Here is a 12,543-nt window from a genome sequence, read left to right as displayed (position 1 = left end):
ATCCAGACTCAAGCGCGACTGGAGCTCAGTCGACTGCTCTTCCGATCCCGGATCCCGCCTGCCCCGCCGTCGTGCCGCCGCCGATCGTGGCACCCCGCTTCGCCGCGGCGGTCCGGGAGGGGCGGACGCTCCGGATCGTCGCCTTCGGGTCATCCTCGACGGCCGGCGCCGGCGCATCGGCGCCCTGGATGGCCTATCCCGCGCAGCTCGAGTCGCTGCTGCGCGCGGCTTTGCCCCGCCACGGCGTCACGGTGCTGAACCGCGGCGTGGGTGGGGAGGACGCGGATGCGATGCTGGCCCGGCTGGAGCCGGACGTGATCGCGGCCGCGCCCGACCTGGTGGTCTGGCAGGTCGGCGCGAATGCCGCGCTGCGCAGCATGGACAAGGCGGATTTCGACCGCTTTCTGCGGGCGGGCCTGGCGCGCATGCGCGCGGCCGGGGTCGATGTGGTGCTGATGGACAACCAGCGCGCACCGCGCATCGCCGCCCGGCCGGGGCATCGGGACTATGACGCGATGCTCTCGGCCGCCGCGGCCGCGGTGCCCGGGGTGACGCTGTTCTCCCGCGGCGCGCTGATGGATGCCTGGGCCGCGGCGGGGCTGCCGAACGCCGCCGCGCTGGTGGAGGACGGGCTGCATCACAACGATGTCGGCTATCGCTGCCTGGCCCAGGCGCTGGCCGGGGCGCTGCTGTCGGGCGCGGCGGCGGCGCAGGGCGTCGCGCAGCGGTAGCGAAAGGGCAGGGCGGCCCGATCGCGGTGGCGCCCCGGCGCCAGCGCAATATCCCATCAGCCGGACACCGCTGGTCGGATGTCGCGCTGCGCGCGCGAACAATTGATCGTCGCAACGAAAGGGAGGGGCGTCGCGATTCGCGTCGCCGTTCGGCGGCCGTGTCAGCGCCCACTGTTTTGTTACAGAAGTGCTCTACAAACACCCACAAGTCTTTGAAGTAACTCAGTTTCTTGAGGTGATGCAGCCCTTTCATATCACGTCTTCGTGATATTCGAAGCTGATTCCGTTGATCTTCCGTAGCAAATCAGCGATGTAAAATTGTCGTGAGGCCACGCCGGGTGGCCTCGTTGGGGATCGGGATCATGCTCGAGGGCCTGGCGGCCAGAGCGATGGGTGCCCTGCCGCTGCACGCGGTCAGGCCGGAGGGCGTCACCGATTTCCTCGGTGTCCTGCCCCCCGCCGCCGCCGCCTTCCTGCGCGCCACGGGCTTCGTCGGCAAGGCCGGCGAGATCGCCCTGCTGCCGGGCGCCGAAGGCCTGGCCGGTGCCGTCGTCGGCCTCGGTCCTGATGGCGGCCCCTGGTCCTTCGGCGGCCTGCCCCGCGGCCTGCCGGCCGGCACCGCCTGGCGGCTCGCCCCGGGCCCGCAGGATCCGGCGCAGGCAACGCTCGGCTGGGCACTCGGCGCCTATCGCCCGCGGCGACACAAGGCCGGCGCCGCGCCGGCCGTGCTCGAAATTCCCGAGGACGCCGGCGCCGCCGTGATGATGGCCGAGGCCATCTGCGCGGCGCGCGACCTCATCAACGCCCCGGCCGCCGACCTCGGCCCCGCCGAACTGGCCGATGCGGTCGCGGCCCTCGCCGCCCGTCATGGCGGGATATGCGACATCGTCGCCGGCGAATGCCTCGACCAGGGCTTCCCGGCCATCGCGGCGGTCGGCGCAGGCAGTCCGCGCGCCCCGCGGGTTGCCGTGCTGCGCTGGACGGGCGACCCGGACGGCCCGCTCGTCGCGCTCTGCGGCAAGGGCGTCTGCTTCGACACCGGCGGGCTCGACCTGAAGGCGCCCTCCGGCATGCTGCGGATGAAGAAGGACATGGGCGGCGCGGCCGTCGTCATGGCGGTGGCCGAGATGGTCATGCGCAGCGCCCTGCCTTGCCGCCTCCTCGTGCTCGTCGGCGCGGTGGAGAACGCCGTCTCCGGCACGGCGATGCGCCCGCTCGATGTCCTGCGCACCCGCAAGGGGCTGAAGGTCGAGGTCGGCAACACCGATGCGGAGGGGCGGCTCGTCCTCGCCGATCTGCTCGCCTACGCGGCGGAGCAGTCGCCGGCGCTGATCCTCGACTGCGCGACGCTGACCGGCGCGGCGCGCGTGGCCCTCGGCCCCGACCTGCCCGCGCTGTTCAGCAATGACGATGCGCTGGCCGACCGTCTGCTGGCGTGCGGCCGGGAGGCGCTGGACCCGATGTGGCGCCTGCCGCTGCACGATGGCTACGAGCCCTGGCTCGACACCCAGGGCGCCGATCTTTCCAACGTTTCCCACAAGCCGATGGCCGGTGCCGTCGTCGCGGCGCTGTTCCTGCGGCGCTTCGTCCCGGCCAGCACGCCCTGGGCGCATCTCGACCTCTATGCCTGGAACGACGCGACACGTCCGGGCCGCCCCGAGGGCGGCGAGGCGCAATGCGCCCGCGCGCTGCACGCGCTGATCGCGGACGTCGCCGAGGACCCCGCCCACCGGGCGTTGGCCGCATGACGGCCCCGCCCCGCCATGCCCCCGCAGGGGGGCAAACCCCGGGCGGTCGCGCCGCCCCTAGAAGCAACGAAGGACAAAGACATGACGAGTCAGGCCAACCCCGACCAGCAGATTGCCATCCTGCGTGAGACCATCGTCGCGCTGGTGCGCAGCGACGGGCCCGACCTCTCGGCGCGGCAGCTTGCCGTGCTGCTGACGGTCTATCTCAGCGAGGGGCCGCACACGGTGCGCGGCCTGGCCGCCGACCTCAACGTGTCGAAGCCCGCGATCACGCGTGCGCTCGATCGGCTCGGCGAACTCGACCTCGCGCGCCGCAAGGTCGATCCGGCGGACCGCCGCAGCGTGCTCGTGCAGCGCACGCCGAAGGGCAGCACCTTCCTGCGCGACCTGCGCACGGTGATGTCCGAGGCGGTGAAGGGCACGGCCGAGGCGCGCATCCTGCCCGCGCAGGGCAATGGCGAGCCGACGCCGGCGCTCCGCGCGGTCTGATCGCGACTGACTTTCCCCGGGCGCGGCGGGTCCGCGCCCGGGGCTTTTTCAGTAGCCCGCCGCGAAGTCGACCAGGTTGATCAGCGGCCGCCCCTCACGCGCGCGGTGGATGTTCTCCACCACCTGTGGCGCGGCGGAGGAAGGAATGGTGATGCTCGCCGCATGCGGCGTGAGGATCACCTTGGGATGCGCCCAGAAGGGGCTTTCGGCCGGCAGGGGCTCGGGCTCGAAGACGTCGAGCGCCGCCCCCGCGAGCTGGCCGGCATCGAGCGCCGCCAGCACATCCGCCGCCACCATGTGTCCGCCGCGCGCCGCGTTGATCAGGAAGCCGCCCGGCTTCATCGCGCCCAGCAGCCGCGCGTCGATCACCCCGCGCGTCTCGGGCGTCAGCGGCAGCAGGCAGACCAGCATGTCGGCCTTCGCCGCCATGGCGGTCAGCCCTTCCGTGCCGTGGAAGGTCTCGATGCCCGCCACCTGCTTCGGCCGGCGCGACCAGCCCATCACCGGGAAACCCAGGGCCACGAGCGCGCGCGCCGCGTCGCTGCCGAGTTCACCCAGGCCGAGGATGCCGATGCGCCGCGCCGAGGTCTCGGGCGCCGGCAGCTCGAACCACACCTTCTTCGCCTGCTGGTCGCGGTATTCCGGGTCCTGCCGGTGGAAGCGCAGCACGTTCAGCAGCACCCATTCCGTCATGCCCTGCGTCAGGCGCGTATCGACCAGGCGCGCGACCGGCACACCGGGCGGCGGCCCCGGCGGGCGGAACAGGTGGTCGACGCCCGCGCCCATCGACACGATGACGCGCAGATTCGGATAGCGGCGCAGCTCCATCATGTCGTGCGCGGTCCAGACCACCGCGGCCTCGATGTCCGCGGGCTCGCCCGCATCGGGAAACAGGCGGATCTCCAGCGACGGGTCGACGGCCAGCAGCGCCGCCTTCCAGTCCTGCATGGTGTGCGCCTTGGTCGAAAGCAGGACGGCCATCTCAGGCGCTCCCCTTCAGGTCGTGGTCGATCGCGGTGACGAAGTCCCGCCAGGAATTGCGCGCGGTCGCCGCGCGCTCCGTCCCGTCCGGCATCTTCGCATAGAGGCTGAGCACACCCTTCGCCCAGAGCGCGTCGAAATGCGCCGGCGACTGTAGGACATAGGCCGCGGTGCGGTCGAAGACGCCGTCCTTCACCTTCGGCATCACCTTGTAGAACCACCACCAGCAGCCGATCGCGAGCACGATGGTGCCGGCCCAGGCGCCGCCCTGCTGCGCGCCCATCGCCGTGAAGGGCGCGCCGCCCCAGCGCAGCGCGGCGAAGGAGGTCAGCAGGATGAGGCCCGCCGGCCAGACATTCTCCCATGACCGGTACACGGGGGAGCCCGGCGAGTTCATCTTGCGGATATGCACGCCGAGCTTGACCTGCTCGGCATCCATCAGCCGCTTCAGCGTCTCGATCTCGGATGTGGTCATGTGCCCTCAGACGGCGGGCGCCGGGCATCCGCCCGGCCTGCCTTCGCGCCGTAGCCTCGCGCGCGCTCCGAACGGGGCGCGCGCCTTCCGGGGCGGGCGCACATCATGTGCGCAGCCCGGGGGCGGCCTCGGTACGGAGGTCGAAGGCAGCGGCCATCAGGGCGCGCGTGTAGGCTTCCCGCGGCGCGGCGACAAGCCGGGCGGCCTCGCCTTCCTCCACCACCTTGCCGTCCTTCAGCACGACGATCCGGTGCGCCATGGCGCGCACCACGCGCAGATCGTGCGAGATGAACAGGTAGGCCAGCCGATGCTTCGCCTGCAGTGCGCGCAGCAGTTCCACCACCTGCGCCTGCACGCTCACATCGAGCGCCGAGGTCGGCTCGTCCAGCACCAGGAAGCGCGGCTTGAGCACGAGTGCGCGTGCGATGGCGATGCGCTGGCGCTGCCCGCCCGAGAATTCATGCGGGTAGCGTTCCGCCATGGCGGGATCGAGGCCCACCTCCTCCAGCGCCGTCGCGACGGCCTTGTCGCGCTGCGCGGCGGTCAGGCCCGGCTCATGCACCGCAAGACCCTCGCCCACGATCTCGGCGACGCTCATGCGCGGCGAGAGCGCGCCATAGGGGTCCTGGAAGACGATCTGCATGCGCCGGCGCAGCGGGCGCAGCGCCGCGCGCTGCAGGCCCTGGATGGGCGAGCCCTCGAAGCGGATCGCGCCATCGCTCTCCTCGAGCCGCAGCATGGCCAGGCCGAGCGTCGTCTTGCCCGACCCCGATTCGCCGACCAGCCCGACCGTCTCGCCCTCATGCACCGTGACACTCACGCCATCGACCGCGCGCACATGCCCCACGACGCGGCGCAGCAGCCCGCGGCGGATCGGGAAATGCACGCGCACCTCCTCCCCGCGCATCACCTCGGCCGCGCCATCGGCGACCGGCGGGGGCGCGCCGCGCGGCTCGGTCGCGATCAGCATGCGCGTATAGGGGTGCGCGGGCGCGGCGAAGACATCCGCGACGCGGCCCTGTTCGACCGCATGCCCGTCCTTCATCACCACGATGCGGTCGGCGTGCTTCTTCACGATGTTGAGGTCGTGGGTGATGAGCAGCAGCGCCATGCCGAGGCCGCGCTTCAGCTCCTCGAGCAGTTCCAGGATCTGCGCCTGGATGGTGACGTCGAGCGCGGTGGTGGGCTCGTCCGCGATCAGCAGCTTCGGGTCGTTGGCGAGCGCCGCCGCGATCATCACCCGCTGGCGCTGCCCGCCCGACAACTGGTGCGGATAGGCGGCGAGCCGTTCCTCGGCATTCGGGAAGCCGGCGCGGCGCAGCAATTCGATGACGCGCGCGCGCAGCGCGGCCCCCGCCAGCGGGCGGTGCAGCGTGATCGCCTCGGCCACCTGGCGCTCGACCGTGTGCAGCGGGTTGAGCGAGGTCATGGGTTCCTGGAACACCATGCCCGCGACGCCGCCGCGCAGCCGCCGGAGATCGGCCTCGGGCGCCGTCAGCACCTCGGTCCCATCCAGCAGGATGCGCCCTTCGGGATTGGCGCCCGAGCCGGGCAGCAGCCGCAGGCAGGACAGCGCCGTGACCGACTTGCCGGAGCCCGATTCGCCCACCAGTGCGACGGTCTCCCCACGCTCGACGCTGAAGGAGACGCCCTCGACGACGCGCTTCGAACCGAAGGCGACGGAGAGGTTCTCGACGGTGAGCAGCGTCATCGCCCGCCCCCCGGCAGCTTGCGCGGGTCGAATGCGTCGCGCACCGCCTCCCCCACGAAGGTCAGCAGCGTCAGCATGACGGCGAGGACGATGAAGCCGGTGAGCGCGAGCCACGGCGCAGTAAGGTTGTCCTTGCCCTGGTTCACGAGTTCCCCCAGCGAGGGCGAGCCTGGCGGCAGGCCGAAGCCCAGGAAGTCGAGCGAGACGAGCACCGTGACGGACCCCGCCAGGATGAAGGGCAGGAAGGTCAGCGTCGCGACCATGGCGTTGGGCAGGATGTGGCGCGTCATGATCCGGGCGTGGGAGACGCCGAGCGCGCGCGCCGCCCGGACATAGTCGAGGTTGCGCCCCCGCAGGAATTCCGCCCGCACCACGCCGGTCAGCCCCATCCAGGAGAACAGCAGCAGGAAGGTGAGCAGCACCCAGAAGGAGGGCTCGATGACGCTGGCCAGGATGATGAGCAGATACAGCTGCGGCATGCCCGACCACAACTCGATGAAGCGCTGGAAGTACAGGTCGATGGCGCCGCCGAAATAGCCCTGCACCGCGCCGGCCGCGATGCCGATGATGGAACTCACGATGGTCAGCGTGAAGCCGAACAGCACCGAGATGCGGAAGCCGTAGATGACGCGCGCGACCACGTCCCGCCCCCTGTCGTCGGTGCCGAGCCAGTTCTGCGCGGAAGGCGGGGCGGGGAGTGCGACGCCGAGGTCGCGCACCAGCGTGTCGTGCCGGTAGCGCACGGGCGGCCAGACCACCCAGCCGCCGGCCTCGGTGAATTCCTGCATGAAGTCGCTGCTGTGCCAGAAGCGTTCGTCGGTCGGGATTCCGTCCGGCAGGATGTCGGATTCGGCGTAGTCCACCAGCACCGGGAAGAACCACTGCCCGTTCACGCGCGCGACGATCGGCCGGTCGTTCGCGATCACCTCCGCGAACAGGCACAGCGTGAACAGGATGCCGAAGATGATGGCGGACCAGTAGCCGCGGCGATTGGCGCGGAAATTGGCCAGTCGCCGGCGGGTCAGCGGCGAAAGCGTCATCGCCGCGCCTCGAAGTCGATGCGCGGGTCGACCAGCGTGTAGGTGAAGTCGCTGATGATCTGCAGCACCAGGCCGAGCAGCGTGAAGATGTACAGCGTGCCGAACATGATCGGGTAGTCGCGCCGCGTCGCCGCCTGGAAGCCGAGATAGCCGAGCCCGTCGAGGGTGAAGACGATCTCGATCAGCAGCGCGCCGGTGAACAGCATGCCGATGAAGGCCGCGGGAAAGCCCGCGATGATGATCAGCATCGCGTTGCGGAACACGTGCCCGTACAGCACGCGCTGTTCCGCCGCCCCCTTGGCGCGCGCGGTCACCACGTATTGCTTGCCGATCTCGTCGAGGAAGGAGTTCTTGGTCAGCATCGTCAGCCCGGCGAAGCCGCCGATGACGAGTGCGAGCGTCGGCAGCGCCATGTGCCACGCATAGTCGAGCGCGCGTTCCCAGAAAGGCCAGGACGCCGCGCCGGGGGAAGCCAGGCCGCGCAGCGGGAAGATCTGCAGGAAGGACCCGCCGGCGAACAGCACCACCAGCAGGATGGCGAACAGGAAGCCCGGGATCGCGTAGCCCACCAGCACGATGCCCGATGTCGCGACGTCGAAGCGCGAGCCGTCGCGCACCGCCTTGCGGATGCCGAGCGGGATGGAGATGAGATAGATGATCAGCGTGGACCAGAGGCCGAGCGAGACCGAGACCGGCATCTTTTCCAGGATCAGGTCGATCACCGGCCGGTCCTGGAACAGCGACCGGCCGAAATCGAAGGTCAGGTAGCCCGTCAGCATCTCCCAGAAGCGGACATGGGCGGGCTTGTCGAAGCCGAAGGCGCGCTCGATCTCGGCGACGATGGCCGGGTCGAGGCCGCGCGCCCCGCGATAGGTGCCGGCCGGCCCGCCGCCCGACTGCCCGCCTTGGTCGATGCCCGAGGGCAGGCGGACATCGCCGCCGCCTTCCCCCGTGATGCGCCCGAGCACCGACTGCCCCTCGCCGCGGAGTTCCGCCAGCATCTGCTCGACCGGCCCGCCCGGGGCGAACTGCACCACGGCGAAGTTGATGATCAGGATGCCGAGCAGCGTCGGCACCACCAGCAGCAGCCGGCGAATGAGATAGGCGCCCACCTGTGTGCTAGCCGCGCCGCGCTTCGGTCAGCGCGCGGTCCCGCGCCGGGTCGATCCACCAGGCCTGCGGGAAGCCGAGCCCGTAGCGCGGATTGCGCTCCGGCCGGCCGAACTTGTCCCAGAAGGCGATGCGGAAGGTGCGGCTGTGCCAGTGCGGGATGACGAAGTTGTGGTGCTGCAGCACGCGGTCCAGCGCGCGGGTGCGCGCGACCAGCTCCTGATAGTCCGGTGCGCCGATCACGAGCTCGACCAGCTCGTCGATCGCGGGGTCGGCGATGCCGGCGACGTTCTGGCTGCCATTCTCCCGCGCCTTTGCCGATGTCCAGTAGTCGCGCTGCTCATTGCCCGGCGAAAAGCCCTGGCCCATCGAATCGACCGTCATGTCGTAGTCGAAGGCGTCGATGCGCACCTGATACTGGGCGGGATCGACGGTGCGCACCCGGGCCGTGATGCCGATGCGCTCCAGCCACTGCACATAGGGCAGGGCGACGCGCTCGAAGGTGGCACCCTGCAGCAGGATCTCGAACTCGAAGCGCTGGCCGGCCGCGTTGATCAGCCGCCGGTCGCGCACGGACCAGCCGGCTTCGCGCAGCAGGGCGAGGGCGCGGCGCGCGCCGTCGCGATTGTTGCCCGACCCGTCGGTGACCGGCAGGCGGTATTCCTCGGTGAAAACCGTCTCCGGCACGCGGCCGCGGAAGCCTTCCAGGATCGCGCGTTCGCGGCCTTCCGGCAGGCCGCGCGCGGCGAAGTCGGAATTCGAGAAGTAGGAGGAGGTGCGCGCATAGGCCCCGAAGAAAAGGCTGGCGTTCATCCACTCGAAGTCGAACACCTCGATCAGCGCACGACGCACCCGCGCATCCTGGAACAGCGGGCGGCGGAGGTTCACGGCGAAGCACTGCATCCCCGTGGGAATCTCGTGCGGGATCTCCTCCCGCTTCACGAGGTTGCGGCGCGCGGCGGGGAAGTCGTAGCCGGTCGCCCAGTCGCGCGCGACATTCTCGGTGCGGAAGTCGATCTGCCCGGCCTTGAAGGCTTCGAAGGCCACGGTCGTGTCGCGGAAATACTCGTAGCGGATGGTGTCGAAGTTGTTCAGGCCGCGCCGCACGCCGAGGTCGCGCGCCCAGTAGTCCTCGACGCGGCGATAGACGGTGCTGCGGTTGGGCTCGAAGCGCTCGAGCCGGTAGGGCCCCGAGCCGAGCGGCACATCGAGCGAGGGCCGCGCGAAATCCCGCCCTTCCCACCAATGCTTCGGCAGCACCGGCAGGTCGCCCAGGATCTGCGCGAGTTCCCGGTTCTCCGCCGTGCGGAAGCGGAAGGTGACGCGGCGGGGGCTTTCGACGACCACCTCTGTCACATCGGCCCAATAGGCGCGAAAGAAGGGGCGGCCCTGGCTGCGCAGCGCGTTGAAGGTGAAGACGACATCCTCGGCCGTGACCGGGCGGCCGTCGTGCCAGCGCGCGGCCTCCCGCAACTCGAAGGAGACGCCGCGGCGGTCGGCGGGGAGTTCGACCGTCTCCGCGAGGTGGCCGTATTCGGCCGTCGCCTCGTCCGGGTTGCCGGCCATCAGCGTGTCGTAGATCAGCCCGATCCCCGGATCCGGCGTGCCGCGCAGGATGTAGGGGTTGAAGCTGTCGAAGGACCCCAGGCGCCCCAGCACGGCCTCGCCCCCTTTCGGCGCGTCCGGGTTGGCCCAGGGCCAGTGGCGGAAATCCGCCGGCAGGGCGGGCGGGGCCAGCAGCGAGAGGGCATGGGTGCGCACCACCTCCCCCGGTCGGTCGCCGCCGGCGGGCACTACGGCGCGGGCGTGGCGCGGGATGGCGGGAAGGGCGGCGAAGGCGCCGAGCGCCAGGAGGTCACGTCGCTGCATGGACTGCAGGATGGGGGTTCGGCCCCCGCGCGGCAACGTCCGCGGCCTTACCGATCGGTGAGGAGGCGCACGGCCTCCGGCAGCAGGGCCGCATCGCCGACCGCCAGCACCCGCCCATCGGCATCGGCGCGCAGCGCCTTGCCGCGCCAACCGGTCACGCGCCCGCCCGCGCCTTCGACCACGGGGACCAGCGCCGCCCAGTCCCAGATCTTCATCGTGGCATCGACCACGATGTCCACCAAGCCGATGGCGAGCAGCCCATAAGCGTAGCAATCCCCGCCCCAGGTGACGCGCCGCGCCGCGCCGCGCAGCCGCTCGAAGCCCGGCCGGTCGGGGGGCAGGAACATGTCGGGGCTGGTGCAGGACAGTTCCGCATCGCCCACCCGCCCGCAGGGCCGGCAGGATGCTGTGCCGCCGAGCGGGGCGCGGAAGCGCGTCCGTTTCCCGGCGACGCCGACCCAGCGTTCCCCGGTAACCGGCTGGTCGATGATGCCGAGCACGGGCACGCCCCGGTGCAGCAGGCCGATCAGGCTGCCGAACAGGGGCCGGCCGGTGACGAAGGCGCGCGTGCCGTCGATCGGGTCCAGCACCCAGACCCATTCGGCGTCGGGGCGGTGCTCGCCATGTTCCTCGCCGATCACCCCGTGGTCGGGGAAGCGGGCGGCAAGGAAATCGCGGATCGCGGCCTCGGCGTCCCGGTCCGCCTGGGTCACGGGGCTGGCGTCGCCCTTGGCCTCGACCAGCAGGGGGGACCGGAACAGGGGGCGGATGACCGCCCCCGCCAGGTCGGCGGCCTGCTCGGCCGCCGCGATGAAGCCCGCCGGGATCAGGGCGCGGGTGCGTTCGGCGAGATCGACCGCAGGTAGGCGATGAGGTCCGCCCGCTGCTGCACATTGGCCAGGCCCGAATAGGACATGCGGGTGCCCGGCATGGCGCGCGCGGGGGCGGCGATGAAGGCGTTCAGCTCCTCATACCCCCAGGGCTTGTCGGCCAGCGCGCGGTTGGCGGCGGAGTAGTTGAAGCCTTCCTTGGCCGCGTGCCGGGCGCCGACGATGCCCCAGAGATTCGGCCCGACGCCGTGCCGCCCGCCATCATTGAAGGAATGGCAGGACGCGCACTGCCGCTGGGCGAGTTGCCGGCCATTGTCGACATTGGCGGCGGCGATCAGCGGCGCGATCGGCTCCAGCGCGGCGGGCGCCGCCGGCGCGGCGGCCGCCTGCTGGGCCGGCGCCTCGTCCCCGATCCGGATGGCGGTGCTGTGCGGCATGGTTGGATGGACGATCAGGCGGCCGATCACCCCCGCGACGCCGAAGGTGATGCCGGCCGTCAGGATCGCCGCGGCCATCTTGTTGAATTCCAGGTTCGCCATTCCGCTCCGGGCCCTTCGCGCCGCTCTTCCCCAAAGGTCCGGCGGCGCGTTTGCGCACCCTGCCGGCCTTGCCTAAAACGCGGCGGACCATAGTGCCCGCGCCCCCGCCCGACAAGCAGCCGGAGCCGCCTTCTTGCGCCCCATCCTCGTGATTCCCGCCCGCATGGCGGCCACCCGCCTGCCGGGCAAGCCGCTCGCAGACATCCATGGCCGGCCCATGATCGCCCATGTCATCGACCGGGCGCGGGAGGCCGGCATCGGCCCCGTCGCCGTTGCGGCGGGCGAGCCCGAGATCGTCGAGGCCGCCCGCGCCGCCGGTGCGGCCGCCGTGCTGGTGGCCGACGACGTCCCCTCCGGCACCGACCGCGTCCAACGCGCCATGGCGGCGCTGGACCCGGAAGGTCGCCACGACGTGGTGGTGAACCTGCAGGGGGATTTCCCGACCATCGCGCCCGAGACGCTGCGCGCCGTGCTGGACCCCCTGGCCGACCCCAAGGTCGACATCGGCACGCTGGTCTGCCCGATCGCCGACGAGGAGGAGGCGAACACCGCGTCCTTCGTGAAGGCCGCCTGCGCCTTCGAGGCCGCGGCGCGCGTCGCCCCGGCGCTGTACTTCTCCCGCCTGCCGATCCCCTGGGGGGAGGGGCCGCGCTGGCACCATATCGGCGTCTATGCCTATCGCCGCGCGGCGCTCGATCGCTTCGTCGCCCTGCCGGCGAGCCCGCTCGAGATGCGGGAGAAGCTCGAGCAGCTCCGCGCGCTGGAAGCCGGCATGCGCATCGCCGCGGCGCGCGTCGACCACGGCCCCTTCGGCGTGGACACGCCGCACGATCTTGAACGGGCGCGGAGTCTCCTGGTGTCGCGCGGTCACGCGTGACCGCGCCCCTCAGGCGGCGGGCGGCGGCCATCCGGCCGCCTTGCCTTCGCGCCCCGCACTGTCGCGCCCGGCGCGGCGGCTCGCCCGGGCAGATCGGGAGAGCACACGGCTGAACTCCGGCCTGTCTAGAGTCGGCAGAGGCG

General features: G+C 71.3%; 12 protein-coding genes. 4 read left to right on the top strand and 8 right to left on the bottom strand.

Annotated features, from left to right (window positions below; all coding sequences use genetic code 11):
* The 3 genes from HW577_RS11835 to HW577_RS11825 all read left to right on the top strand — a co-directional run.
* Window positions 1-731: SGNH/GDSL hydrolase family protein (locus HW577_RS11835; RefSeq protein ID WP_232474869.1), on the top strand; the 731-nt coding region annotated here is incomplete at its 5' end.
* Window positions 732-1,093: 362 nt separating this feature from the next.
* Window positions 1,094-2,479 carry a leucyl aminopeptidase family protein gene (locus HW577_RS11830; protein WP_198376337.1) on the top strand — a complete coding sequence of 462 codons (1,386 nt, stop codon included), beginning with the start codon at window positions 1,094-1,096 and terminating at the stop codon, window positions 2,477-2,479.
* A gap of 81 nt (window positions 2,480-2,560) precedes the next feature.
* Window positions 2,561-2,968, top strand: coding sequence for a MarR family transcriptional regulator (locus HW577_RS11825; RefSeq protein ID WP_198376336.1), 408 nt, complete (start codon window positions 2,561-2,563; stop codon window positions 2,966-2,968).
* 48 nt (window positions 2,969-3,016) lie between these two features.
* Here HW577_RS11825 and HW577_RS11820 read toward each other — a convergent pair whose 3' ends face one another.
* The 8 genes from HW577_RS11820 to HW577_RS11785 form a co-directional block, all read right to left on the bottom strand.
* Complete coding sequence (locus HW577_RS11820) at window positions 3,017-3,949, bottom strand: 2-hydroxyacid dehydrogenase (RefSeq protein WP_198376335.1); 933 nt, start codon at window positions 3,947-3,949, stop codon at window positions 3,017-3,019.
* A gap of 1 nt (window position 3,950) precedes the next feature.
* A complete protein-coding gene (locus HW577_RS11815) occupies window positions 3,951-4,424 on the bottom strand; it encodes a hypothetical protein (RefSeq protein WP_198376334.1) in 474 nt (157 codons plus the stop codon).
* 103 nt (window positions 4,425-4,527) lie between these two features.
* Window positions 4,528-6,135: an ABC transporter ATP-binding protein gene (locus HW577_RS11810; RefSeq protein ID WP_198376333.1), complete on the bottom strand. Its 1,608-nt coding sequence runs from the start codon at window positions 6,133-6,135 to the stop codon at window positions 4,528-4,530.
* Complete coding sequence (locus HW577_RS11805) at window positions 6,132-7,175, bottom strand: ABC transporter permease (RefSeq protein WP_198376332.1); 1,044 nt, start codon at window positions 7,173-7,175, stop codon at window positions 6,132-6,134. The genes HW577_RS11810 and HW577_RS11805 overlap by 4 nt, the downstream gene beginning before the upstream one ends.
* Window positions 7,172-8,287, bottom strand: a complete 1,116-nt coding sequence (locus HW577_RS11800; protein WP_198376331.1) for a microcin C ABC transporter permease YejB — start codon at window positions 8,285-8,287, stop codon at window positions 7,172-7,174. The genes HW577_RS11805 and HW577_RS11800 overlap by 4 nt, the downstream gene beginning before the upstream one ends.
* A 7-nt stretch (window positions 8,288-8,294) precedes the next feature.
* Window positions 8,295-10,154 carry an extracellular solute-binding protein gene (locus HW577_RS11795; RefSeq protein ID WP_198376330.1) on the bottom strand — a complete coding sequence of 620 codons (1,860 nt, stop codon included), beginning with the start codon at window positions 10,152-10,154 and terminating at the stop codon, window positions 8,295-8,297.
* Between the two features lie 47 nt (window positions 10,155-10,201).
* Window positions 10,202-10,984, bottom strand: coding sequence for an inositol monophosphatase family protein (locus HW577_RS11790; RefSeq protein ID WP_198376339.1), 783 nt, complete (start codon window positions 10,982-10,984; stop codon window positions 10,202-10,204).
* Complete coding sequence (locus HW577_RS11785; RefSeq protein ID WP_198376329.1) at window positions 10,981-11,523, bottom strand: c-type cytochrome; 543 nt, start codon at window positions 11,521-11,523, stop codon at window positions 10,981-10,983. Before HW577_RS11785 ends, HW577_RS11790 begins: the two co-directional genes overlap by 4 nt.
* Window positions 11,524-11,656: 133 nt before the next feature.
* Here HW577_RS11785 and HW577_RS11780 point away from each other — a divergent pair, with 133 nt between their 5' ends.
* Complete coding sequence (locus tag HW577_RS11780; protein ID WP_198376328.1) at window positions 11,657-12,400, top strand: 3-deoxy-manno-octulosonate cytidylyltransferase; 744 nt, start codon at window positions 11,657-11,659, stop codon at window positions 12,398-12,400.
* Window positions 12,401-12,543 lie beyond the last annotated feature (143 nt).

The sequence above is a fragment of the Neoroseomonas rubea genome (assembly GCF_016106015.1).
GTDB lineage: Bacteria > Pseudomonadota > Alphaproteobacteria > Acetobacterales > Acetobacteraceae > Neoroseomonas > Neoroseomonas rubea.
The sequence above is the reverse complement of the archived record's forward strand: the minus strand, read 5'-3'. Positions and strand labels throughout refer to the sequence as shown.

What these genes read in the sequence shown, in the direction of transcription:
- HW577_RS11830 (WP_198376337.1), top strand. Translation starts at nt 1,094, where the DNA reads ATGCTCGAGGGCCTGGCGGCCAGAGCGATGGGTGCCCTGCCGCTGCAC.
- HW577_RS11825 (WP_198376336.1), top strand. Translation starts at nt 2,561, where the DNA reads ATGACGAGTCAGGCCAACCCCGACCAGCAGATTGCCATCCTGCGTGAG.
- HW577_RS11820 (WP_198376335.1), bottom strand. Translation starts at nt 3,949, where the DNA reads ATGGCCGTCCTGCTTTCGACCAAGGCGCACACCATGCAGGACTGGAAG.
- HW577_RS11815 (WP_198376334.1), bottom strand. Translation starts at nt 4,424, where the DNA reads ATGACCACATCCGAGATCGAGACGCTGAAGCGGCTGATGGATGCCGAG.
- HW577_RS11810 (WP_198376333.1), bottom strand. Translation starts at nt 6,135, where the DNA reads ATGACGCTGCTCACCGTCGAGAACCTCTCCGTCGCCTTCGGTTCGAAG.
- HW577_RS11805 (WP_198376332.1), bottom strand. Translation starts at nt 7,175, where the DNA reads ATGACGCTTTCGCCGCTGACCCGCCGGCGACTGGCCAATTTCCGCGCC.
- HW577_RS11795 (WP_198376330.1), bottom strand. Translation starts at nt 10,154, where the DNA reads ATGCAGCGACGTGACCTCCTGGCGCTCGGCGCCTTCGCCGCCCTTCCC.
- HW577_RS11785 (WP_198376329.1), bottom strand. Translation starts at nt 11,523, where the DNA reads ATGGCGAACCTGGAATTCAACAAGATGGCCGCGGCGATCCTGACGGCC.